The 24,502-nt window shown below is 54.5% G+C and carries 22 protein-coding genes; 11 read left to right on the top strand and 11 right to left on the bottom strand.

The features are described from left to right. Positions 1-76 precede the first annotated feature (76 nt). The 5 genes from ACLBVC_RS04200 to ACLBVC_RS04180 all read left to right on the top strand — a co-directional run bounded on the left by ACLBVC_RS04200 (position 77) and on the right by ACLBVC_RS04180 (position 5,522). Positions 77-889: a lysozyme inhibitor LprI family protein gene (locus ACLBVC_RS04200; protein ID WP_410148317.1), complete on the top strand. Its 813-nt coding sequence runs from the start codon at positions 77-79 to the stop codon at positions 887-889. An 83-nt stretch (positions 890-972) separates the two neighbouring features. Continuing rightward, positions 973-2,355, top strand: a complete 1,383-nt coding sequence (locus ACLBVC_RS04195) for a VasL domain-containing protein (RefSeq protein ID WP_410148316.1) — start codon at positions 973-975, stop codon at positions 2,353-2,355. 557 nt (positions 2,356-2,912) lie between these two features. Beyond that, positions 2,913-4,337, top strand: a complete 1,425-nt coding sequence (locus ACLBVC_RS04190; protein WP_410148315.1) for a cytochrome ubiquinol oxidase subunit I — start codon at positions 2,913-2,915, stop codon at positions 4,335-4,337. Positions 4,338-4,339: 2 nt separating this feature from the next. Then, positions 4,340-5,347 (top strand): cytochrome d ubiquinol oxidase subunit II, encoded by a 1,008-nt coding sequence (cydB, locus tag ACLBVC_RS04185; RefSeq protein ID WP_410148314.1) that lies wholly within the window; start codon positions 4,340-4,342, stop codon positions 5,345-5,347. 10 nt (positions 5,348-5,357) lie between these two features. Beyond that, positions 5,358-5,522: a DUF2474 domain-containing protein gene (locus ACLBVC_RS04180; protein ID WP_152326793.1), complete on the top strand. Its 165-nt coding sequence runs from the start codon at positions 5,358-5,360 to the stop codon at positions 5,520-5,522. Between the two features lie 316 nt (positions 5,523-5,838). On the opposite strand, the gene ACLBVC_RS04175 is transcribed toward ACLBVC_RS04180, so the two are convergent. The 8 genes from ACLBVC_RS04175 to ACLBVC_RS04140 all read right to left on the bottom strand — a co-directional run bounded on the left by ACLBVC_RS04175 (position 5,839) and on the right by ACLBVC_RS04140 (position 14,310). Next, positions 5,839-6,207 (bottom strand): DUF2645 family protein, encoded by a 369-nt coding sequence (locus ACLBVC_RS04175; RefSeq protein ID WP_410148313.1) that lies wholly within the window; start codon positions 6,205-6,207, stop codon positions 5,839-5,841. Positions 6,208-6,624: 417 nt separating this feature from the next. Beyond that, positions 6,625-7,203, bottom strand: a complete 579-nt coding sequence (locus ACLBVC_RS04170; protein ID WP_410148312.1) for a TetR/AcrR family transcriptional regulator — start codon at positions 7,201-7,203, stop codon at positions 6,625-6,627. Positions 7,204-7,249: 46 nt separating this feature from the next. Then, positions 7,250-8,746, bottom strand: a complete 1,497-nt coding sequence (locus tag ACLBVC_RS04165; protein ID WP_410148311.1) for an MFS transporter — start codon at positions 8,744-8,746, stop codon at positions 7,250-7,252. 221 nt (positions 8,747-8,967) lie between these two features. Next, complete coding sequence (locus ACLBVC_RS04160; RefSeq protein ID WP_410148309.1) at positions 8,968-10,482, bottom strand: ABC transporter substrate-binding protein; 1,515 nt, start codon at positions 10,480-10,482, stop codon at positions 8,968-8,970. Between the two features lies 1 nt (position 10,483). Further along, the gene (locus ACLBVC_RS04155) at positions 10,484-11,527 is read right to left on the bottom strand and encodes an ABC transporter ATP-binding protein (RefSeq protein ID WP_410148307.1); all 1,044 of its coding nucleotides are present in this window, start codon (positions 11,525-11,527) and stop codon (positions 10,484-10,486) included. Beyond that, positions 11,511-12,518 (bottom strand): ABC transporter ATP-binding protein, encoded by a 1,008-nt coding sequence (locus tag ACLBVC_RS04150; protein WP_410148305.1) that lies wholly within the window; start codon positions 12,516-12,518, stop codon positions 11,511-11,513. Before ACLBVC_RS04150 ends, ACLBVC_RS04155 begins: the two co-directional genes overlap by 17 nt. Further along, positions 12,515-13,375 (bottom strand): ABC transporter permease, encoded by an 861-nt coding sequence (locus ACLBVC_RS04145; protein WP_410148304.1) that lies wholly within the window; start codon positions 13,373-13,375, stop codon positions 12,515-12,517. Before ACLBVC_RS04145 ends, ACLBVC_RS04150 begins: the two co-directional genes overlap by 4 nt. After that, positions 13,372-14,310, bottom strand: coding sequence for an ABC transporter permease (locus ACLBVC_RS04140; protein WP_410148302.1), 939 nt, complete (start codon positions 14,308-14,310; stop codon positions 13,372-13,374). Before ACLBVC_RS04140 ends, ACLBVC_RS04145 begins: the two co-directional genes overlap by 4 nt. Positions 14,311-14,538: 228 nt before the next feature. Here ACLBVC_RS04140 and ACLBVC_RS04135 point away from each other — a divergent pair, with 228 nt between their 5' ends. Beyond that, a complete protein-coding gene (locus ACLBVC_RS04135; protein ID WP_410148300.1) occupies positions 14,539-15,294 on the top strand; it encodes a LuxR family transcriptional regulator in 756 nt (251 codons plus the stop codon). An 88-nt stretch (positions 15,295-15,382) separates the two neighbouring features. Then, positions 15,383-16,297 carry a proline iminopeptidase-family hydrolase gene (locus ACLBVC_RS04130; RefSeq protein ID WP_410148299.1) on the top strand — a complete coding sequence of 305 codons (915 nt, stop codon included), beginning with the start codon at positions 15,383-15,385 and terminating at the stop codon, positions 16,295-16,297. A gap of 726 nt (positions 16,298-17,023) precedes the next feature. On the opposite strand, the gene msrA is transcribed toward ACLBVC_RS04130, so the two are convergent. Then, the gene (gene msrA, locus ACLBVC_RS04125) at positions 17,024-17,749 is read right to left on the bottom strand and encodes a peptide-methionine (S)-S-oxide reductase MsrA (RefSeq protein ID WP_410148298.1); all 726 of its coding nucleotides are present in this window, start codon (positions 17,747-17,749) and stop codon (positions 17,024-17,026) included. 16 nt (positions 17,750-17,765) lie between these two features. After that, complete coding sequence (gene msrB / locus ACLBVC_RS04120) at positions 17,766-18,314, bottom strand: peptide-methionine (R)-S-oxide reductase MsrB (protein ID WP_410148296.1); 549 nt, start codon at positions 18,312-18,314, stop codon at positions 17,766-17,768. A gap of 195 nt (positions 18,315-18,509) precedes the next feature. Here msrB and ACLBVC_RS04115 point away from each other — a divergent pair, with 195 nt between their 5' ends. From ACLBVC_RS04115 to ACLBVC_RS04100, 4 genes are all read left to right on the top strand, one after another. Next, the gene (locus ACLBVC_RS04115; protein ID WP_410148294.1) at positions 18,510-19,205 is read left to right on the top strand and encodes a fimbrial biogenesis chaperone; all 696 of its coding nucleotides are present in this window, start codon (positions 18,510-18,512) and stop codon (positions 19,203-19,205) included. 88 nt (positions 19,206-19,293) lie between these two features. After that, a complete protein-coding gene (locus ACLBVC_RS04110) occupies positions 19,294-19,872 on the top strand; it encodes a fimbrial protein (protein WP_410148293.1) in 579 nt (192 codons plus the stop codon). 85 nt (positions 19,873-19,957) lie between these two features. Then, on the top strand, positions 19,958-22,393 hold the full coding sequence (locus ACLBVC_RS04105) for a fimbria/pilus outer membrane usher protein (RefSeq protein ID WP_410148291.1): 2,436 nt from the start codon (positions 19,958-19,960) through the stop codon (positions 22,391-22,393). Next, on the top strand, positions 22,384-23,256 hold the full coding sequence (locus tag ACLBVC_RS04100) for a hypothetical protein (protein WP_410148289.1): 873 nt from the start codon (positions 22,384-22,386) through the stop codon (positions 23,254-23,256). The genes ACLBVC_RS04105 and ACLBVC_RS04100 overlap by 10 nt, the downstream gene beginning before the upstream one ends. Here the strand turns inward: ACLBVC_RS04100 and ACLBVC_RS04095 are convergent. Beyond that, positions 23,231-24,358, bottom strand: coding sequence for an HD-GYP domain-containing protein (locus tag ACLBVC_RS04095; protein ID WP_410148287.1), 1,128 nt, complete (start codon positions 24,356-24,358; stop codon positions 23,231-23,233). The two genes, ACLBVC_RS04100 and ACLBVC_RS04095, sit on opposite strands and share 26 nt — an antisense overlap. Positions 24,359-24,502 lie beyond the last annotated feature (144 nt).

The following is a 24,502-nucleotide window of genomic DNA, read 5'->3' as shown; positions in this document are numbered from 1 at the left end:
AATATTTATTCTCTCTATATGGAACGACGGGCTATTTATGCCTGAACGGATTTATTTAAAATAAAAGGGTTTTTATATGTTTAAAGGTATTTTAGTGTTAACTTCCGCATCACTTTTTTCTTTAAGTGCACACGCTGGTTTTTTTGGCGGAGGGGATGAGTTTAAATGTGGTAGGGATGATGCCGTAAAAGCTGTTCAGGATTACATTAAGAGTGAAGCAGGGGCAAAGTTACAGAATTACTACATAACCAGTCCTGCGGCATTTCATAATAAAGACATTCAGGAATTTCAAAGCAAAATCGATTCACTCCCGATGTCTATTTCTAATGTTTCGACAACATCAGATACCGAAGGCACACTCAATTGCAGTGCAACCCTGTCAGCTCAACTGCCTCCAGAAACACTGGCTGTCATAAAAAGTAATCCCGAGTATCTCTCCAGTATCATTTCAGACAACGGGAAACTGAATAATGGCAAAGTGGTATGGAGTAATTACTCATACAGCCTGAGTCTTGCGGATAATAAAAAGGACATTTCCGTTAGCAAAATAAATTACATCCAGAACGCTTTGTACCAAATTGCCGTACTTGCCGTTAATAAGGATTACATTATTGATTCTAATTTTAACGGAAAAATATTAAACGCCAGGAATGACTACGCGAGAAGTGACACTTATCTGAATGACATCTGGAAAGGCCTCCCAGATTCAATTAAGACATCCATGAAAAAATCACAACAGACCTGGGTGGCAGAGAAAGCACTTAAATGCGGCAAACTCTCTGACGCAAACATGGAAACGACCCCAGGCCAGACCAGAATAAATATTTATGACTGTCAGACTAAAATGACCAATGATCGCATTACGTTCTTAGGTGGAGACAATAACTAATTTCCTAATCTAACCAACGTGCACTCGCGGATGCGGGTGCACGAATCTCACCAGCCTAATGTTACCCTATCAGGTAAGACAAGATGATGACCCAAGATATAAACCGCCAGCTGCGCACCGGGGGCGACCCGCGTGCGCTGGCTGATTATGCCGTTTTACGCGAAGAACTGAGTAAGCTGACACACCCGGCGCGTCCGGATGTGAACTGGAAAAAAGTGGAACAGCTGTGTCTGAGCCTGTTCCAGCAAAACGGTATCGAGCTGCAAACTGCGTCATGGTACACACAGGCGCGGGCGCAACTCGTCGGGTTGTCCGGGCTGAATGAAGGGCTGGCGATACTCGACGCGCTAATTTCCCGCCAGTGGCCGGGGCTGTGGCCGCAGCCGGTTCATGCACGAATGGAAATCCTGACCGGGCTGAGCCAGCGCTTGCAGCAATCCCTACGGGGAATGACGCTGGAATACCGCGACCTGCCGCAAATTTATGAGGCGGAAAAACTCATCAATGCGTTGTGTGAAGTATTGCAACGCCTTGAACTCAAACACGCCAGCCAGCTTGCCGTGCTGAGCACCTATATGCAGGGTGCCGCGATGCGCCTCGAAAACATGCACGCCACGACAGACTCTGCCGTTGTGCTGCCCGCTTCCGCCGAAAAAGTTGAAACAACATGGGAGACCCAGGCCAGCGAACCCTGGGTTTATGTTGCTCAGGCAGAACCCGAGCTTCCGCAGGTGGTGATTTCGCCCGCTCCGGCAGCGAGGCGTCCGTTACAGTGGAAAGGATTTGTGGCAGGGATAGTGGTCACCGTACTGGTCGGCAGCGGCGTTATGGCAGGCGTAAACGCGTTTTATCATCCTCCTGCCAGCGAGCGGCTGATAGTGTCACTGACGAACATGCCAAAATCTCTGAGCACTACGGAGCTGCAAGCCCTGAAAAATCGCGAGGCAGAATCACTGAACCGCGAGGCGCCAGAGATCATTGCAGCCACCCGTCAGCAAACCCGCCAGCTCGCCGCACTTTCACCGCGCTGGGCGCAGGACGCCGGTTCACAACTGATCCACCAGACCCGGTTCCTCTGGCCTGACAGTCCCGAGACGAAAAAGCTGACGCAGGAATGGAACGAGCAACTGACCGCCAATGCTATGCCGCTGGAAAACCTTAACGGCTGGTATGCGGCCAACACGCAGTTGCAGCAACTGGCAGATAAGCTTAACGGGCTGGATGAACAGCGCGGCAAATATATGACCGTCTCGCAGCTCAAATCGTCGGTTTTTGCCATTCAGCAGGCGCTGAACAGCGCTACACCGGTCGAAGAATCGTTGCGTAAATTAGCAGACGCCAGACAGCAGAAAAATGCCGTGTCTCCTCAGCTGCTGATGCAACTGGATAATCAGTTCACACAACTGCTGAACCGGTATGCGCTGCTGGAACCCGCCGCTGCGGTGCCTGAAACACAACAACGATGATTTATACGCCGTCAGCCAACCCCGCTGCGCTGACGGCGTTTCCTTCGTGATACGCAAATGTAAACAAATACTACAACCATTACCTGTTTTGACGTCATTTCAACCAAAACCGATGACATAAATTTACATTGCATTAAAACCAGAATACGCTGGTGCCGCTGGCGATTTAACCTTTTAGTTACCAATATTGCACACAACAAGTCATTACTGGACGCAGGGTAATTACATTCAGAAAACATCAAAACCCTTTGATCCAGATCAATGCAACATCATGTCCGCGCACTTTTCAGGGTTACTCTTCCCTCAGGCGTTTCGGGCTGAAATTAGTTTCCCTCCCCGCTCCTATTCCCCTGCCGCAAAAGTGTTACAGCCAGTAATTTCCCCGCGAAACCGTCCCTGTTAATACCTTTAACCCCTGTGGTTAAATCGGCTCCTCGCGAAAACCCAGCTGTACCACCCTTTCATTCAAGACTTCACCTGCGAATGTCAGAAATTGCCGGTTCCCGTACCGGTATTAATGTCTGGAAGGGTTACCTGACACACAAAAAGAGGTTGTTATGTTTGGTCTTGATGCGCTAGAACTGGCCCGGATCCAGTTTGCGTTCACCGTCTCTTTTCACATCATTTTCCCCGCAATCACAATCGGGCTTGCCAGTTTTCTGGCTGTTCTGGAAGGCATGTGGCTGAAAACGAAGAAAGAGGCTTACCGCGACCTGTATCATTTCTGGTCGAAAATTTTTGCCGTGAACTTTGGTATGGGCGTGGTCTCCGGCCTGGTGATGGCTTACCAGTTCGGCACCAACTGGAGTATGTTCTCCTCGTTCGCGGGGAGCATTACCGGCCCGCTGCTGACCTATGAAGTGTTAACCGCGTTCTTCCTCGAAGCCGGTTTCCTGGGCGTGATGCTCTTTGGCTGGAACCGCGTCGGCCCCGGACTGCACTTCTTCTCCACCTGCATGGTGGCGCTCGGTACGCTGATGTCCACCTTCTGGATCCTCGCGTCCAACAGCTGGATGCAGACACCGCAGGGCTACGAGATTGTTAACAATCTGGTCGTGCCGGTCAGCTGGATGAAAATTATCTTCAACCCGTCTTTCCCGTTCCGTCTGATGCACATGACCACCGCGGCCTTCCTGGCGTCGGCGTTCTTCGTGGGTTCTGCGGCGGCCTGGCATTTACTGCGCGGGCGTGATACCCCGGCAATCCGCACCATGCTGTCGATGGCGATGTGGATGGCGCTGATTGTCTCCCCGATTCAGGCATTTTTGGGCGATGCCCACGGCCTGAACACGCTGAAATATCAGCCCGCTAAAATCGCGGCCATCGAAGGTCACTGGGAAAATAAAGACAATAAACCGACGCCGCTGGTGCTGATCGGTTACCCGGATATGAACCGCGAAGAAACCCGTTACGCGATTGAAATCCCGTATCTCGGCAGCCTGATCCTGACGCACAGTCTGACGCATCAGATTCCGGCGCTGAAATCTTTCCCGAAAGAAGATCGTCCGAACTCGTCCGTCATTTTCTACACCTTCCGCATCATGGCCGGTCTGGGCATGCTGATGATTTTACTGGGTGTGCTGAGCCTGATCCTGCGTCGTGGCGGCAAAATGTATACCTCTAAAGCGTTCCTGCGCTTTGCCTTCCTGATGGGGCCTTCCGGTCTGCTGGCACTGCTGGCGGGTTGGATCACCACGGAAATGGGGCGTCAGCCCTGGGTCGTTTACGGCCTGCTGCGCACCAAAGATGCGGTATCGAACCATAACGTTCTCCAGATGAGCGTCAGCCTGATCCTGTTCATCGTGATTTACTGCTCCGTATTTGGCGTGGGTTACGGCTACATGATGCGTCTGATCCGCAAAGGTCCGCAGGCGCATGAAGGCCAAAGCGTAGACCACGGTGGTCCGGGCCAGCACCGTACGCCAGCGCGTCCGCTGTCTGCTATTTCGGAATCACTGTCCGACGACTCTAAGGGAGCTTGATAATGGGTATCGACTTACCGCTGATCTGGTTTTTGATCATCATCTTCGGCGTGATGATGTATGTGGTGATGGACGGCTTCGACCTGGGTATCGGTCTGCTGTTCCCTCTGGTGAAAAAAGAGCACGACCGCGACGTGATGATGAACACCGTTGCGCCGGTCTGGGACGGCAACGAAACCTGGCTGGTGCTGGGCGGTGCAGCACTCTATGGCGCATTTCCGCTGGCGTATTCGGTGATTCTGGATGCACTAACCATACCGCTGACCCTGATGTTGTTCGGTCTGATTTTCCGCGGCGTGGCATTTGAGTTTCGTTTCAAAGCCAGCCCGGCCAAGCGCCATGTGTGGGATAAATCCTTCATCTGGGGATCGGTGATCGCGACCTTCTGTCAGGGCGTGGTACTGGGCGCCGTCATCAACGGTATTCCGGTGGTTAACCGCACGTATGCCGGTGGCGCGCTGGACTGGCTCACGCCGTTCACCCTGTTCTGCGGGTTCGCGCTGGTCGTGGCGTATGCCCTGCTCGGCTGCACCTGGCTCATCATGAAAACCGAAGGCGAATTGCAGGAAACGATGCACAAAATCGCTAAACCTCTGCTGGTGGTTTTCCTGCTGGTGACACTGGCAGTCAGCCTGTGGACACCGCTGACGCACAGCGATATCGCCACCCGCTGGTTCACGCGGCCTAACCTTTACGGGTTCCTGCCGGTGCCGGTTCTGGTGGTATTAGTCTCTGCGTGGATGTTCCGTGCCATCAGCAAAAATGCGCATCACGCGCCGTTCCTGCTGACGCTGGCGCTGGTGTTCCTGGGCTATACCGGTCTGGGGATCAGCATCTGGCCGAACATCATTCCGCCGTCCATTTCTATCTGGGAAGCGGCGTCACCGCCACAAAGCCAGGGCTTCATTCTGGTGGGCGCGCTGTTCATCATCCCGATCATTCTGGTGTACACCTTCTGGAGCTACTACGTGTTCCGCGGAAAAGTGACGCCGGACCAGGGTTATCACTGAGGAATTTCGTATGAATCTCATCAGAAAAATGGATGACAACAACATCACCAAAGCGCCGTTCTTAAAACGCGTTGGCTGGATGGCCGTCATCTGGGGTGGAAGTGTGTTAGCGCTGTTTGTCGTCGCGACAGTATTTCATCTGCTGATGTTTGCAGCGGGAATGCGGGAGCATTGATGCAGAGGGCCGCTGCATCCGTGGCGGCCTTTTAATTCAAATTCAACACCTTGGGTTGCCACCCAAACCGGCCTCAAGGAGGACTTATCGCCGTCCCCCTTGAGAATCCCGGGCTCATTTACTGCGCGCTGTCGCTGGGACAAAGGTCGTGTTCTGGCACTTCTGCATGTGGCGCAAACCTTGCCGCTTCGCGGTACCTTCTTTCGGGCTTCCAGCCTCAGGTCTGGAACCCTCAATCAGCAAGATTTTGAGTGCGCCAGTTTTGATTTTAAAACAGCTAATATTTTACTTTATAAGTATCAGTTCGAAAAAATCACTATGAACCGGTCGTATAAATATAAAACCCCAAACAATTTCTGTATTGGATAATAAAGTTCCACACCCAGACACCTGAAAACAGCATTAACGTTAAATTTATAGATTTAATTCTGAATTTTATTTTGACGCAGTAAATAATGACAGGAAATATCGCAATCAAAGCAGCAATGGCAACTGGCCCCCTGATATCATCAGCAACAAAATTTCTCAGAACATCACAAACATTTTTTATGTCATCACCATCGATCGCGGAAAGATATTCAGGAATGCCACCTACAAGGGCAAATGACATGATCACTAATATATAAAAAATTATCAAAGCGTTAATAATAATTTTGAAATGATTTTTATCTGTCCTTACGTTCACCCCTGAAACCTCATCACGTGCAGGAACATCGCATTTCTTCTCATTTTGTAAGTTCTCATAGGGTTAAGAATTTAGCATCCTTGTGTGTGCTTCTTAATCTGACTATCTGTTCAATGTGACGTTACCGGCAATTCCGGTATCAATGACAGTGTTCGCCCATCCATGCTCAATCATAATTCAACCTTATTAATTTATGTGAACTGAGTTTTCACAATACGATAGTAAAGGTTTATACCCTACAGAATGATTGATTAGAATCGAGCACTGGCATTCACACCAATAAGTAATTATTAGTGTGAATAAGAGATATCAGTAATTAATGGGATGTGTACGTTTAAAACGTCTCTTTTGTTGAAGATCTTCACTTTCCGTCTTTGCTAAGATCGGCCCTGAGGGAGAGCCGATCAAAAACGCCCTTTATTTCTTCAACACCAATTCCACGAAATCACAGATATCTTCCATGGCTTCCTGCCTGACCTCCGCTGAAGGCATGACGATCAGCTGATCGGCGTAGCCGTTGAGCATTGCGGAAAGCTGGCGGGTGACGCGTGCGGCGTTGGTGGATCGAAATATCCCCGCTTCAGTGCCCGCGCTGATGATTTCAGCCAGCAAATCCAGCCATTTCCTCACCATCAGTTGCGCCAGTTCGGCGTAAGCCTCGTTGTGCGCCGCCAGTTGCCACAGCGAACCGTAAAGCCGCCAGATGTCACCCTGCGTGTCCGGCAGATAACTGTTTACCAGCGTGTGGAGTTTTTCCTGCGGCGGCAGCGCCACGATTTCTGCGGTGAACTCCTTGAGCTCCGCCAGCATTACTTCCGTCAGCGCTTCAATACACAGCGTCTGCCAGTCGGGAAAGTAGTGGTAAATATGACTGCGCGAGATCCCGACGTATTCCGTCAGTTCGCGCGTCGTCACTTTCTCAATCCCCTTTTCGATAAAGAGGCTGATTGCGCCGTCGAGGATTTTCGCCCTCAACGCTTCCCGATTTTCTTTCATCATCAATCCTGTGCTGGCATTGAGCAACCGCTCAGGCCGCAGTTTATCAGGAAGACTGGCGCACGCCCACCGGCTTCCGCAGGACAATCTTCAGCACCACCACGGTGGCAATCACCAGCGTGGCGGCAGAAATCAGGACTGCCAGAAACGCCTGATCAAACGCCGTACGCGCCAGTTCGCTGATTAACGTCGCATGCTCCGGGCTGAGATGGCTGGCGATATTCAGCGCTTCATCGAGGCTGTCATACGCGCCGTCGCCGGTCACAATACCGTCCGGCAGCATAAGGCTGCGGCTGTAAACCGCCGTCATCAGGCCGCCCAGCAACGTCACACCCAGCACGCCGCCCATTTCCCATGACACGTCTTCAATTGCCGCGACCATCCCGGCTTTTTCTTCCGGGGCGTTCAGCATGATGGAGGTCGAGGCCGCTGTCACCGCGCCACCAAGGCCGAAACCTAAAATAAACAGGCTGACAAGTTGCATCGCGGTGCCGCCTTCAAACAGCAGCGCGTGGCTGACAATTCCCGCGGCGGAAAGCGCGAAACCGCCGAGCATAATTTTACGGACGCCGTATTTTGGCATCAGCATTCCGGCAAGCGGCGATGCCAGCGCGGAGGCTACCGGAATAGGTAAAATAAACATCGCGGCCATAAATGGCGTCAGCCCGAGCACAAGTTGCAACCGCTGGCTCAGTACCAGTTCGATGCCGATCAGCGCAATCATCGAGGTGATCGCCACGCCCACGCCGCAGGCAAAAGCGCGGTTGCGGAACAGCGAAAAATCGATCATCGGCTGCACGGCGCGTTTTTGCCTTCTGGCGAACAGCCCCAGAAACAGTACGCCTGCAAAGGCCGGGAACAACACGCCCGCCCATGACGAGTTCATGTTGCTCAGCTCTTTCAGCGCATAAATCACGCCGACCAGCCCGAGCATCACCATCGCAGAACCGGTGAAATCACACGGTCGTTCCGGGTTGCCTTTGCCGCGTGGGATCAGCGCAAGCGCACAAGGGAACACGGCCAGCACAATTGGCACGTTGATCAGGAATACAGAGCCCCACCAGAAATACTCCAGCAACACGCCGCCAATCACCGGCCCGAGCGCCGCCGCGCCTGACGCCACCGCCGACCAGATACCAATCGCCAGCGCGCGTTCGCGCTCATTGGTAAACACATGGCGCACAATCGCCAGCGTTGCAGGCATCATCATGGCCGCGCCAATCGCCAGAAACACGCGGGATGCGATCAGCCATTCTGCGGACGGCGCAAAAGCCGCGCACAGCGACGCCAGCGCAAACACCGGCAGGCCGCTCATAAACAGATTTTTATGCCCGAGACGGTCACTCAGCATACCCGCACCGGGAAGCAGCCCGGCGACGACCAGCGGATACGCATTCACGATCCATAATTTTTCGGATGACGACGCCCCCAGCGCCAGCGTCAGACGCGGCAGCGCCGTGTAAAGCACCGTCATATCAATGATGATCAGGAAAAGGGTACTGGTGACAATCGCGAGGATCAGCCAGCGGTTTTGGACGAACATATACAGCCTCAGAAAGTTTTTGAGCACTTGCTCAAGCGCGAAAGGTACTTGAGCGGGCGCTCAAAATCAAGCGAAGCCAGCGTAATGGTTGAGGATCGGTTGACACTCCGGCGGGCAGAAACGCAGAACTCAGCGGCAAGAAAAAGCCCACCGGAAGGTGGGCAAAAGGGGTAAACAGACTTTTATCTCAGCTTTCTTATTATTTCCCCGGTGTGGCGAAATTACTCTTTAACAGTGTCTTCCAGCGTGAAACGGCCCAGCGGGTTCTGATGGAAATCTTTGATATTTTTACGTGTCACGTTGCGGTACGGGCTGTAATACAAATCTATCCAGTTCACGTCCGCTTTAGCCATTTTCTGTAAATCGATATACATCTGCTGGCGTTTTGCCGGATCCATTTCCACACGGGCGGCGGCCACCAGCGCTTTCACTTTATCGTTGTGATAACGCGTCATGTAGTTGTTGTTGGAATCATGTCCCAGCACAAACGTGGTTTTCTGATCGGGATCGAGGATGTCATTCGTCCAGTACATCACCGAAATGTCGTAATCACCCGCGACTAACATGTCCCAGCTCTGGCTCGGATCCACTTTTTGCAGACTGGCCGTAATGTCCGCTTTTGCCAGCTGTTGTTGCAGCAGAACAGCGATTTGCTCGTCCACTTCATCCCCAGCGTTCACCAGATATTTCAGCGTCAGGTTTTTCACGCCTGCCGCCGCCAGCAACTGTTTGGCTTTCTCGGGATCATAAGGACGTTGTAAGTTACCGGCATAGTGATACAACGCGCCGTCAGGAATATAGGAATTGGCGATTTTGCCGTAGCCGAACGTCACGGTGTCGATAATCGACTTTTTGTCGATGGCGAAATCCAGCGCCTGACGCACTTCTACTTTGCCCAGATCGCCGTGTGAATGGTTAATCAGCAAGTGGTCTTCTCGCGTAGAAGTGTCCAGTTCGACGGCCAGTTTCGGGTCTTTCTGCAACGAGGAAATGCGTGAGAACGGTATCGACAGCGCCGCATCGATTTCGCCCGCCTGCACTTTGAGCATGCGGGTATTGTCGTCCGGCAGCGTCAGCCACTCGACGCCATCAAGCTTTACCTTCGCGGCATCCCAGTAATACGGGTTTTTCACCAGCTCGACTTTCTCGCCACGCGTCCACTCTTTCACGCTGAATGCGCCCGACCCCACCGGATGTTCGGCAAAATCATCCGCGCCCTGTTTGGTCAGCGCCGCCTGTGAAATCACCGACGCATTGGGCAGCGCCAACTGGGAAAGAAACGCCGCCGACGGCGTTTTCAGCGTGATGACCAGCGTGTGCGCATCGCCCGCTTTCAGCGTATCAATAATGCTGTACGAATCTTTCCACAGTGAACCGGCGTCATCGCGGATACGCGTCAGGCTGAAGACCGCATCCGCAGCCGTGACCGGCGTGCCGTCTGAAAATTTTGCCTCGCGCAATTTCAGCGTATACGTTTTGCCGTCCGACGAAATCGTCCAGCTTTCCGCCAGTCCCGGCAGCAGTTTGGTCCCAGTATTGTCCACGCGCACCAGCGGATCAAACACGTTCGAGAACACCCAGTTATCGGCGTTTTGCGCCGATTTGATCGGGTCAAACGTCGTGCTGTCCTCACGACGTCCGATGGTCAGAACCCCGGCCGCCTGCGCCATTTCGCTGACCAGGCTCAACGCCAGCAGCACCCCGGCGGCCACAACGTTAAAATGCTTTTGCTTCATGTCACATTCCTTCAGTCATCGGAAAAATCCTTTCGCTACCGGGCGCATCAAGCACACAGGCGAAAGTATGGTCGGCAATATGCCGGGTTTCGGGTGCCGCGCCCTGCCTGCACGCAGGAAGCGCACGGGCACAGCGTGGATGAAAAGCGCAGCCCGCAGGCAGTGAAACCGGGCTTGGTGGTTCGCCCTGTAACGGGTTCTCCGGCAGCGGGCGGTCGGGGTCAATTTCAGGAATTGCCGCCACCAGCGCGGCAGTGTAAGGATGGCGCGGCCTGGTAAAGACCGTCTGCGTCGGGCCGCTTTCAACAATCCGCCCCAGATACATCACCGCCACGCGGTCGCAGAGACGCCGCACAATCGCCAGATCGTGCGCGATAAACAAGATTGCCAGCCCCATGCTCTCGCGCAGATCCATCAACAAATTGATAATTTGCGCCTGAATCGACACGTCGAGCGCGGCGACACATTCATCGGCGACAATCAGCCGTGGCTCAATCGCCAGCGCGCGGGCAATTCCGGCGCGCTGACACTGCCCGCCGCTCAGCGCCTGCGGCCGTCGTGAAGCATGTTCCGCGCTCAGGCCGACCAGCGTCAGCAACTCGTTAATCCGTTCGGGGATCGCCGCTTTCGCGACTTTCTGGTGTACACGCAGCACTTCACCAATGCTCTCGCCCAGCGTCTGCCGCGGATTCAGCGAGGAAAACGGATCTTGAAAAATCATTGCCGTTTGCTGACGAAGCCGGACAATATCCGGTTTCACACCGCCGGTGATCAGCTGCCCGTTAAAGCGCACACGCCCTGCACTGACGTTTTCCAGCTGCAATATCGCGCGCCCCAGCGTGCTTTTTCCACTGCCCGATTCGCCCACCAGCCCCAGGGTTTCTCCGGCATTGATGTACATCGACACACCGTTCACCGCCTGCACCACGCGCTTTTTACGCCCCAGCCCGCCGGATACCGGAAACGTCACCGATAAATCTTCGGCTTCCAGCAGCGGGTAAGGCCGCGCATCCGGCGCAGCCGTCCGGTCAGAAAGTGGATTCATTTTCCCTCCCGGATATCACCGGACTGAGGACCCGCAAAGGGTGATGGCAGGCGGCGACGTGGCTGCGGGCAAACGCAGCGGTCTGCATCGCGGGCTGAAGCTCATGGCACTGCGCCGTGGCGTGTGAACAACGCGGATGAAAACGGCAGCCGGTCGGGAATCGCGCCGCAACCGGTGGCTGGCCGGGCAACGTGATCAGCCGCCCCGCCCCGCCTTCGCTGGCGGGCTGACAGTAAATCAGGCCACGGGTATAAGGATGCAGCGCCTGCGCCAGTACCTGCCGTTTTTCGCCGGTTTCACACAAGCGCCCGCCGTACATCACCGCGATACGGTCGCAGGTTTGCGCTACCACGCCGAGATCGTGAGTAATGAGAATAATGGCGATACCCAGCCGGTCGCGCAGATCGCAAAGCAGCCGTAAAATCTGCATCTGCACTGTGACGTCCAGCGCCGTAGTCGGTTCATCGGCAATCAGAATTTTGGGCTCGCAGGCCAGCGCCACGGCGATCATTGCGCGCTGACGCATACCACCGGAAAACTCATGGGGATAGTTGTCCACGCGCCGCTGCGGATCGGGAATGCCCACCTGCCGCAGCCATTCGACGGCCTGATGCTGTGCCTCGCGGCGGCTCGCCCCAAAATGCAGGCGGCGGCTTTCTGCAATCTGCTGCCCGATGGTCATCACCGGGTTCAGATGGCTGGCAGGGTTCTGGAAAATCATGCCAATTTCCCGCCCGCGAATGGCCGTCATGCGTTTATCGTTCAGCGTCAGTAAATCGGTGTCATTCAGGCGGATTTCTCCGGCGCGGATATCCAAGCCTTCGCCCGGCAACAGGCGCATCATGGCGCGGCAGCTCAGCGTTTTGCCCGACCCGCTTTCGCCCACCAGCCCGAGGATTTCACCGGCACTGAGCGTGAGAGAAAGCTTATCCACCAGCGCCACGCCCTGCCGGTCTTCAATGGTTAAACCGCGAACTTGCAACAGCGTCATGGGCGTTCCCCCAGTTTGTCGCCTAAACCGTCGGCCAGCAGGCTGAAACTCATCGCCAGCACGACAATCGCTAAGCCCGGGAACGTGGTTATCCACCAGGCGGTGGTGATAAAACTTTGCCCTTCCGCGACCATCACGCCCCATTCGGCCAGCGGCGGCTGAACGCCTAAGCCGAGATAACTCACCGATGCACCACTGAGCAACACCAGCACGCAATCGGACATTGAGAACACCAGCGAACTGGTCAGCGCGTTGGGTAAAAGATGCAAAAGCAAAATGCGCGGATGGCTGTAACCCAGGCTGCGTGCGGCCAGAATAAAATCGCGGTGTTTAAGCGTCAGCACCTGTGAGCGGACCAGCCGGGCGTAAGATACCCAGCCGACCATCGCCATCGCGATATAAAAACTGCTCAACCCCGGCCCGAGAATGGCGATGATCGAGAGCATCAGCACCAGAAATGGAAACGCCAGCACCACATCGATGACACGCATGAAGAACGTATCCACTGCGCCGCCGAGGTAGCCAGAAAACGCACCGATAAGCGTGCCAAAGGTGAACGGGAAAATGACGCCAATAATGCAGATTTGCAGATCAATCCGCGCCCCCCACATCACGCGTGAAAGAATGTCGCGGCCAAAATTATCAGTGCCAAACGGATGCGCAAAAGTCGGCGGCGACAGCGTGACGGCAGCGTCCTGCGCAATCGGATCGAACGGGGCAATCCACGGGGAAAACAGCGCAATCAGCACCCACGCGCTCAGCATCAGAATACCCAGCCTCAGCGCCTGCTGATGCGGCAACCCGCGCAGATGAAAACGGCTCAACCGCTGCGTGGCTATTTTTTCGGTCATGCTCATAGCTTCACCCTCGGATCTAACGCCACCGTCAGCAAATCAGCCACCAGATTGACGGCCACCGTCGCCAGCGCAAACACCAAAACCACGCCCTGCACCACCATGTAATCGCGGCTGATAATGGCTTTCACCAGCAACTGTCCCATGCCCGGAATGGCAAAAACGCTTTCAATCACCACCGTGCTGCCAATCAGCCAGCCGATATTTACCGCCAGCAGATTGACCGTCGGCACCAGTGAATTGGGCATGACGTGCCGCCAGAAAATCCGGTTCTCGTTCTGCCCGCGCGCCCTGGCCGCGGTGACGTAATCGTTCTGCAATTCCATCAATAAACTGGCGCGCAGGTTGCGGGTCAGCACCGCCGACAACGCCAGCGCCACGGTCAGACAAGGCAAAAACAGATGATGTAAACGCTCGCCGAAATCACTGCCGTAGCCCGACACCGGAAACCAGCCGAGCGACAGGCTGAACAGCAAAATCATCATGATCGCCAGCCAGAACGCCGGTAATCCGAGGCCGACGGTAGAAAGCAGACGGATCATCTGATCCGCCAGCCGCCCGCGGTTTCGCGCCGCCGTTGCCGCCAGTGGCACGGTAAACAGCATCGCCAGCAGCACGCTGCCCAGCACCAGATACAACGTTGGTTCGATGCGCGACATGATCAGTTTCAGCGTATCCACGCGGTAAATCAGCGACTTACCCATTTCGCCGTGCAACAGGTTGCGCAAGAAGTAGAGATATTGCTGCCAGACTGGCAGATCCAGTCCGTACTGCGCACGAATGCGGGCGATGGCTTCCGGCGTGCTGCGTACGCCCAGCAGGATCCTCGCCGGATCGCCGGGAATGGCGCGCACCATGACAAACGTCAGAATGCTGATCCCCAGCAAAACCGGCAGCAGTTGCAGCGGGCGCCAGAGCAAAAATCGGTAACGGTGCATGGCAATCCTCTTAATGACTGTTTTTGGTGCAGAGCAGGCGTCATTTCCCCTGTGGCTCTACGTTAGCCTCAGCAAAACCTCACCGGTAGTTAGCAAAAATACTAGGTTTGTCCCGTCGGCGATTTGGCACTGCGATTGCATAACTTTTTCTTAACAACCGGTCAGCAGCAAAATCGGTGCCCGATCAGCACATTCATGGCGGAAAGAGCAACTTGCGGAGATGAATTCATGAAACTCGCGGTGAAAGAAAGTGCAGCCCCCTTACGGGAAACCACCGTGGACGGCGCGTTTAACCAGCTCTTTGCGCAGACATCGCGTCTGGGGTTCGATGCCCTGATCTACGATTACACGCCGGTGCCGCGCTCGCTGGAAGGCGATCTGATCACACCCTCTTTGCTGCGTATGTGTAACGTGCCGGGCGACATGCAGAAATTGTGGCTGGAAAGTGGCTATTATCAGGTCGATCCGGTGCAGCATTACGCGCTGGAAAGCTGCGCGCCGTTTGTGTGGTCCTATCAGCGACCGGACAATACGTCTCTGCAAAATCGCCTGAGCGATCTCAACAAACCGGTCACGCATTACATGTGTGATAACAATATGCCGTGCGGCGCGACCGTCCCCCTGCATTTGCCTAACGGCGGGTTTGTCACCGTGACCGGCATACACACCGGCGCGGGGCATGAACTGGATATTCACGATGTGCTGGCGGAGCTGAGCCTGCTGGCGCTGACGTTTCAGGAGTGCGTCTTTCCGCTGTTCGACGCCAGCGTGCTGACCTGCAAACATGTGCGGCTGAGCAAGCGCGAGCGCGAATGTCTGGCGTGGGCGGCGGAAGGGCTGACGGCCAAGGAAATCGCCCGCAAACTCAACCGCTCGGTGGGCACCGTCACGCTGCACCTCAACACTGCCGGTCGGAAACTGGGGGCCAGCAACCGCGTCCAGGCGGTGGTTCGCGCGCTGCATTACCGCCTGCTGGACAGCTGACCGCCCGATTTCCTATCTTTTTTACTAGCTGTTCAGCACCGCCCCGATGTTTACCCTGAGAAGATTATTCACCGACAGGGGAAACAAAATGGTCAAGATCACTGAAGGCTACGCGCCGTTTCAGGAATACCAGACCTGGTACCGCATCAGCGGCGATCTCAGCAGCGGCATGGCTCCGCTGGTGATAGCCCACGGCGGACCGGGCTGCACGCACGATTACGTCGACGCCTTTCGCGACATCGCCAAAACGGGTCGTGCGGTCATTCATTACGATCAGATCGGCAATGGCCGTTCGACGCATCTTCCCGATAAACCGGCCGGTTTCTGGCAACCACCGCTGTTTCTGGCAGAGCTGGACAATCTCCTGCGCCATCTCGGCATCGAAGAAAACTATACGCTGCTCGGGCAATCCTGGGGGGGAATGCTAGGTGCAGAACACGCCGTGACGCAGCCCCCCGGCCTGAAGGCGCTGATCATCGCCAACTCCCCGGCCTCGATGGAACTCTGGCTGCAAGCCGCTGCCCGCCTGCGCAGCGAACTTCCTGCCGGTGTGCAGGAAACTCTGCTCGCCCACGAACAGACGGGAACGATTGACAGCGAAGAATACAAAGCCGCTTCGCAGGTTTTCTACGCGCACCACGTTTGCCGTCTCGACCCGTGGCCGGAAGAGGTAAAACGCACCTTCTCCGCGATGGACGCCGATCCGACGGTTTATCACGCAATGAACGGCCCGACCGAATTTCACGTCATCGGCAGCATGAAAGAATGGACGATTATCGACCGTTTGCACGCGATTAACGTCCCCGTATTGCTGATTTCTGGCCGTTACGATGAAGCTGCGCCTGAAGTGGTTCAACCGTTCGCCGACGGGATCAAAGACGTCCGGTGGGTAATTTTTGAGAATTCAAGCCACATGCCGCATGTGGAAGAACGGGGAGCGTGTATGGAGTGTGTGACGGAGTTTTTGGATTTGCAGGAGGCAACTGCAAAGGGCTGCCTTTAAATGCGGTCTGGTGTAAGTTTCGGTGATCGCTCAAGGTCAAGACCTTGGGCTCGCCGCCCAAACTGGCCCAAAGGGCGCGTTAACGCGCGCGCCCTCTGGACACCCGCGCTTTTTAAACTGCGCGCTGCCGCTTGTAAAGTATGTTTCAGCAACTCCGGCTATTGCCGCAAACGCCGCCGCTGCGCGGTTCTCTCGCCTCGGGTTCGAACCTGCTCGAAAAAAGACTCTCGCTGTTTCTCACCACTCACTCGACGTCGTTTTGAAAGCGGCCAAAGGCTATGTAATTCGGAAAATTTATACAGGCTGATTTTGAATTGAAAAAGACTCCAGCCGCGTGATTTTGAAAGCGGCCAAGGACTATGTAATTCGGAAGATTTATGCAGGCTGATTTTGAATTGAAGAAGCCTCCAGCCGCTTTCAGAAAGCTTGCTGAATGAGTGTTTCGAGACCGAAAGGCTCGAAGACCGAAATGAAGGTACCGCGCAGCGGCAAGTTTTCGCGGCAATAACTGCGGTACCTGAAACATAGCCAGCGAGCGATAGCGCGGGTTGTAAAAAGACGCGGAGATTCCAAAGAGGCCCCGTCCTGGGCCTCTTTGGTCGGTTTCGGCGCGAGCCGCTGAGCGATCACTGCAAGTGAAAAACCGAAATTTACGCCAAGCTGCCGTTTGAGAGCAGTTTGGGCGGCGAGCCCAAGGGTTTGACTTTAAAGCCAGAGCGCTAAGCTCTACTTTATCACCAGAACCGGTTTCTCCCGGTAATCCGCCGGGAAGACTTTCTCTAAATCTTTAATCTTCGGCAGATCGTTCACCACAATGTACGGATAGTCCGGATTATCATTCAGGAAGTTCTGGTGATAAGCCTCCGCCGGATAGAAGTGCGCATTGCTTTCCACCTTCGTCACCAGCGGATCGCTGTAAATTTTGCTGGCGCTCAGTTGCGCAATGTACGCTTTCGCCACTTCCGCCTGCGCCGCGTTCATCGGGAACACTGCCGAGCGGTACTGGCTGCCAGTGTCCGGCCCCTGCCGGTTCAGCTCGGTCGGATTATGCCCCACAGAGAAGAAGATGTGCAGCAGTTCGCCGTAGGTGATTTGCGTCGGGTCAAACGTCACTTTGACCGATTCGGCATGGCCGGTATCGCCGCCGCTGACCTGTTCGTAGCTGGCGGTTTGCGCGTCGCCGCCGGCGTATCCGGACACCGCGCTGGTCACGCCTTTCACATGCTGGAACACGCCCTGAATTCCCCAGAAGCAGCCACCGGCAAATACGGCAGTCTCACTGTGTGATGTGCCCGCCGGTTCATCATGTGCGGGTGCGGGGATCACCACTGCCGTTTCCGCGCCGCCCCACGACCAGGCATTATTCTGAAAGACAAAGGCAGACGCCATTACCAGACCGGCGATCACGCTGATATTGCGTAAAGACTTCACTCTTTTCTCGGATGTTTTCATAGCAGCCTCGCGGGAATTAAACTTTTGGACTGAACGTCATCGCCAGCCCGTTCATGCAATAACGCAGACCGGTGGGCTGCGGGCCGTCGTCGAAAACGTGGCCGAGATGGCCGCCGCAGCGGCGGCAATGCACTTCGTCGCGAACCATGCCCAATGTCGTATCCCGGCTGGTCAGCGCCGCGTCTGGCAGCGGTTTCCAGAAACTCGGCCAGCCGGTGTGGCTGTCGAATTTGGTCGCCGAAGAGAATAAAGGCAGGGCGCAACCCGCACAGGCAAACTGCCCTTCGCGATGCTCATTATTGAGCGGGCTGGAATAAGGACGCTCCGTACCGGCTTCGCGCAAAACGTAATACTGTGCTTCACTAAGCCGTTGATGCCATTGAGCATCGGTCAGTTCAATTTCAAACTTTTCAGATTTGGCCTGCGCTTCGGCTCTGCGGGTAAACACGCCGGGGAAGAGCCCCATTACGGCAATCGCCGAAGCGGCGGTGCTGCCTAAGAGAAAATTACGTCTGTTCATCATCATCACCGTTGCGGTTGCGGTTGCGTTTGCTGTCGATGACATCAGATTACCGGCGGATGTCTTACCGAATCCTCCCGAAAAGTTAACCATTTTGTGATAACTGACGAATTTGAATATTCTGGTATCAATTGGTTTACATCTAAAGTAAGCAGCAGAAACCCGTTGAAGAAGCGTTGATACCAGCCACCTATAATAATCCCCTGCGAATTATCCTAATACATTAATACCGGTAAAAACATGAACATCAAAATAGTCACGACGTTAACCTTATTTCTGGTGACTTATTTATCTCCTTTCTTTTGTCATGCTTCGCTTATTCTTAATGAAACCCGGGTGGTATATCCTGAATCTAAAACACAGGAATCTGTAAAAGTCGATAACCCGACGCGAATTAATTTCCTGGCACAGGCCTGGATTGAAAACGATCAAGGTCAGGAAGAAGGTCGTTTTACCGTGTATCCGCCGCTGTCCAAAATTAGCGGAAATAATGCCAGCACGTTGCGCATTGAAAAAATCGACGCCAGCAATCTTCCTTCAGATCGTGAAACGATGATGTGGCTGAATGTGAAGGAAATTCCGCAAAAAGCCAAAGAAAGCGGGCCACAGTTGGTTGTCGCCTTCAAAACCCGCATCAAAATTTTCTACCGTCCGAAAGGGATAGACCCGGAACTTCATGACAGTTTTACCCAAATGACCTGGCGCGCAGAACCGGGAAAACTGATCGTCACCAACCCGACGCCCTACCATATTACCTTCGATAAACTATGGGGCGGCCCGGTCAGTAACGATAAAAACAGACTTACCGCCAATATGGTTGAACCGTTTTCTACTCTGACAATTTCCGTTCCCGCCAGCGCCGTAGTCCATCAGGTGCATTACAATATTATCAATGATTTTGGCGGCGTATCAAAAATACAAAATATCTCTCTCTAGTATGTATTTTAATAAAATTTCCCACAGCGATTTACCCCCCCGCTGAAGGAAGTGAGTCTCCACGCTTTAAATTTATATAGGCAATAAAATGACGTTTAATAAAAATGTATTAGCAGGTGCTTTAGCATTATCTTTATTACCAGTCGCCGGTATGGTTCACGCTGATGACGCCGCTTCTTCGGTTGAAATTCAGTTCAATGGTTCGGTGAAAGCCCCGACCTGCACCATTAATGACAGTGATACCGATCATTCCGTGAACCTGACGGAAATCAACCAGGCGAAAGTTGCCGCGCTCACCACCGGCCAGGCCACCGCGGAAAATCAGCAACGTTTTCACCTTTCTGTGAACTGCGCTGAAAAAGCCAGTGCGGATGATTTGACCCTGACCATTGATGGTCATACCGACGGCTCAACGCCGAATATCCTGACCAACGCCAGCACCGATGCCGACAGAGCAAAAGGCGTAGGCTTCGAGCTTTTCAGTGAGCAGGATCTGGCAACACCTCTCCAGGTGAATGGCGGCGTTGTGCCATCTTCCGATTACATCGATCGCCTGAATCAGGGTACCGAAAGCATCAACTTTGTCGTGGAATACGCGAAACAGGACGCCACAGTCAGCGCCGGTGCTCTGACGTCCAATGCAACTTTTGCGTTCACATATAAGTAACGCATAGGGAAATAACATCTGGCGTCCTTCACCTCACGGGCGTCAGATGTTACCGGTCTTTACGGCCCGGTTCCCGGCACCCATCATGAGAATCCCCCCGCATTTTCTTACCCTTTTTCTGCTCCCGATGTGTTATCCGGGCGTTGTGCGCAGTGAAGACTTCGATATGTCTTTAATGGAAAAAGTGGGCAATTTGCAGGGCGTGGATACATCAGTGCTGGAAAAAGGCGGTGAAATGATTGCAGGAAATTATCCGGTCGATCTGCTGATCAATACTCAGGAAACCGGCCAGGTCACGCAGCCTTTTCAGCTGGTGGACGGTTCCGTTCAGCCCGTGTTTACCGCCGCACAACTCAGCGCATGGGGCGTTACGCCTGACCATTCCCCTGAAGGGCCGCACCCGCTGGCTACTTTTGTGGATGACGCCCAGGTTAATTATGACGCCGGAAGCGAGCAACTCTCCCTGACCGTTCCGCAGGCCCGGTTTTCCGCCAATTCAGGGGATATCGCGCCGGAAGAAAACTGGGCAGCCGGGCTTAATGCCGCGCGGCTCAACTACAACCTGAATCTTCAACGCAACACCGGCAGCCAGAGCCAGCAAAATGACACCGTCAGTTCGACGCTCAGCAGCGGCATCAATCTGGGAAACTGGCGGCTGCGCAACGACGGCTATTTTAACTACAGCAGCGAGGCGGGCAGCCATTATCAGAGCAGCGCAAGCTATACCACCCGCGACATCGCAGCACTGAAAAGTACATTTCGCGGCGGCGATTTCTTCACAAATGGCAAAATCTTTTCGTCCGTTTCACTGCGCGGCATGACGCTCTTTTCCAGCGATGAAATGCGCCCGGATAATCAGCGTTTTTACATGCCCGACATCAGCGGAACGGCGCGCAGCAACGCCACCGTGGTTATCCGCCAGAACGGTTTTGTGATTGACCAGCGCCGCGTTACGCCCGGCCCGTTTCTGATTAAGGATTTACACAGCGCAAGCAGCTCCGGCGATCTTGATATCACCGTGATGGAAAGCGATGGCAGTACCTGGCATTTTACTCAGTCGTTCAATGCCATTGCCGCCCTGCTTTCGCCGGGCACTTTTAACTATGAAATTTCCGCCGGACGCTATCGCAACAACACGACGGCAGGCCCGATACTTACGCCAAAAATTTATCAGGCCAGCACCTTTTACGGATTAAGCAATACCTTCACCCTGCTTGGCGGTCAGCAGATGGCGACGAAGGGCAACTTTCGTTATCAGAACAGCGGCGGCGGGCTGGGTGCGAATATCCCGGTGATTGGCGGGCTGTCGTTATTGCTTAAACGCAGTCAGTCCCAAACCGGAAGCAATCCAAAAATGCGGCAAGGGAAACAGCTGGAAACGCTGTTTGTGCGTACAGTCGACGAAACCCAAAGCACCCTGAGCCTGAGCTGGAAGCACAAATACAGCCAGAATTATCAGGAAATCGACGAAGCGATCAGCGCCGCCGAACTGAGCCCGGCAGGCATCCGCTTCCGTGATCAGTACAACGTTCAACTCGATCAGAGCATCGGCACAATGACCGTGATGCTGCGTTATACCGAAGACCAGCGCCGGGACGGCAGCCGACAGCGCAGTTCGCGTCTCGGGCTGAGCGTCAACCGCTGGCAATCACAATTTCAGGTTTACTACACCCATCAGCGAAGCCTTCAGGGCGTTACGGATAACAGCCTGACGTTCAACGTCGTCATCCCGCTGGGCGAATCCCAAAAACACCACGTCGGTTACAACGCCCTGACAGATTCCCGGGGCGGTACGCAGCAGACGGCCTCGGTGAACGGTTCTTTTCTTGAGGATAATCAGCTGGGTTACGACGTCAGTCTCTCCGGTCAGGGAAGCCATAAGACGGCGCAGATTTCCGGTGATTACAGCGGTCCGGCGGGCATTGTCAGCGCCGGAATTTCACAGGGGCGGGGTTATCAGCAAACCATTCTCGGCCTGGAAGGCGGCATGCTGGTGCATCATCATGGCATCACGTTCAGCCAGCCGCTGGGCGACACGGTGGTGCTGGTTCACACCCCGCAGACATCAGGGTTGAAAATTGAAAACAGCGAAAATATCGCTACCGACCACTGGGGCAATGCGGTGATCCCTTACGCCGTGCCTTACCGGGCGAACGATGTGGAGCTGGATCCTGAATCCCTCGACAGACATATCGATGCGTCATCGACCGTAAAAAGGGTGGTCCCGACCCATGGCGCAATCATCGAAGCCGAATTCAACGCACGCCGCCACGATCGGCGTTTTGCCAAAATACTCGATAAAAAACAGCAGCCGCTGCCATTCGGCGTCAGCGTTCAGGATGCCGGTCATTCTGAACTGGGCACCGGTGGCGCAGCAGGCATTTTGCTGGCGGATTTCAGTAAAGCCCGCTGGCCGCTGGCTGTCACCCTCAACGGCCAGCTGCTGTGTCATATTCCCCGCCCGGCAACCTCCGGCGCTTCCTCCGACACATCAACTTTGTGGAAATTATCATGTTCATAGCGCGCCGCAATACCTGGCTGTTATTGCCTTTGCTTGCCCCGGTTCTGTTATCTCAGACACAGGCCAGCGAAAACAAAATCCTGTTACTTAAAGCCGGGACCGTCGCGGTAAAACAGATCCAACCCAGCGGCACGCTGCTTGGCACCTTTCCTGCCAGCACGTTAAGCCATGCGGTGTTGCCCGACGCAGACCTCAATGTGATGATCCCGCACCCGGTCTGGGATGAAGGCCGGGGCATTTATCAGACGGATATTCCGGGAATTGGTTTTAGTTTTTGCCAGCAGGACGGCAGCCTGTGTCTGCACAACGGCGCGGCGCTGACGGGGTCATCCGTTCCGGCGTCGATGAAAAATTTCGCGATCCACCTGTATAAAACCGGTCGGGTTCAGGCCGGTGAATACAATTTAGCCGCCCTGTTTACCCTCAATCAGGCAGGAGCGCCGCTAATGTCGCTGGGGCTGAATGCGCTGCGGCTTAACGTTAGCCAGTGCAGCATCACCCGTAATTCGCTGCACGTCACATTCCCCGACGCCACGCTCGGCACCTCTCCGGTGCTTTCCAGCGTCCGTTTCCATCTGCCCGTGCGCTGTAACACGCCGGAAGATTACGACAACATGGACATTCATTTTGTCTACAACGGCAAGCGGGTTGACGCGCAACACATCGAAACCAGTCTGCCGGGCATCGGGCTGAGCGTAAGGGCGGAACAGGGGAAATATGTTGATTTCAGCGCCGCCAGTACCGATGCGGACGCGGCATTTCATGAGACGGGTTACGTGGCGGAACTGAGCCGGGTTCCCGGCGAACCGGTGCAGACCGGGAAATTCAATGTAAGTATTACGGCTGTACTGACGATGCGCTGAGTATGTCCGGGCTAACGCTGAGGGCGGACTTCAGCGCGCCTACGACGGCCGCATCCAGCCCTCCACCGCGGGCGTTTTCTTCCATGATCGCAAAGCTTTTTTCCGGTGAGTATGCGGCCTTGTAACAGCGCTCTTCCGTCAGAGCGGCATAATTATCCGCGACGGAAACAATGCGTGAGCCCAAATCCAGCTGCGTGCTTTTCAGGTAGAAAGGATAGCCTTTGCCGTCAAGCCGTTCATGGTGAAAACTGGCGCTCTGTGCGACATCGCACAACCCGGGCACAGCGGATAAAACATCCCAGGTATGCAGCGGATGGCAGAAAAGCTGTTTTCTGTGCATTTCATTTAGCGGCGTTTTTTGCGTCAGCACCGCCGCCGGAACCGCCAGTTTTCCGAGGTCGTGCAGCAGACCGGCGATATGGATTTTTTCTATACCCGTCTGAGAGAAACCATATAAACCGCCCAGCTGAGCGCTCAGTTCGGCAACTTTGAAAGAATGACCAATAGCCGAGCAACAATGCGTATCAATCACGCGCGCCAGCAGGCTGGCAATCTGGAGTAACTCTGTGTCCGTCAGAGTGCGTGCGGGTAAAGGGGCGAGCAGGCGAATTTCAGTGCTGAGAGCAGAAGAAGCGAGCTGCTTCCAGAATTCCTGCTGTAAACCGAGATCACGCAGGGCAATGACGTCATCCAGCGCGTATTTACATCCGATGGAGTCGCACAGGGTTTGCATGGCTTTTCCGGGATAATGCCCGCGAGGAAATTCCTGCACGCTGAGGGCGGCGAGGTCGTCTGCCAGTTGCAGCAGGCTATGTTCCGCATTGTGAATACCTGCGCCGCAAACCACTCCGGCACATCCGGCCAGCAGAGGAATATTCCTCAGCCGTTGTGCGCAATGCGCCGGAGAATGCGCGCCGTTACCGATATCCCACAGCAAGGCGGCAATAAACAAACGGCGCTGAGCAGACTTGCTGAGGCCGCGATGCCGGGCGATGTTGTGTGTAATGTAAGCCCGGCGGGCGCTTTGATGAGGAGTTTCCGGTTTCAGTAAATCCAGCGCCGAGGAAAAAGCAGTGAGAAAATCAGTAAAATTGACGTTCATTAAAACCTCCCGTGCAGACGGGAGAAAATGCGCGTGGCCCTGCTCCCTCCGATACGTTGTGATCAGGCAGCACAGGAAACCGTATTTTAATTAAGCAGACAATTTAATTACCCGATGGGGGAATATATAGGTTTTTATTTTTCA

This window comes from Rahnella selenatireducens (assembly GCF_046449555.1).
GTDB lineage: Bacteria > Pseudomonadota > Gammaproteobacteria > Enterobacterales > Enterobacteriaceae > Rahnella > Rahnella selenatireducens.
This window is presented reverse-complemented; position numbering and strand designations above follow the sequence as displayed.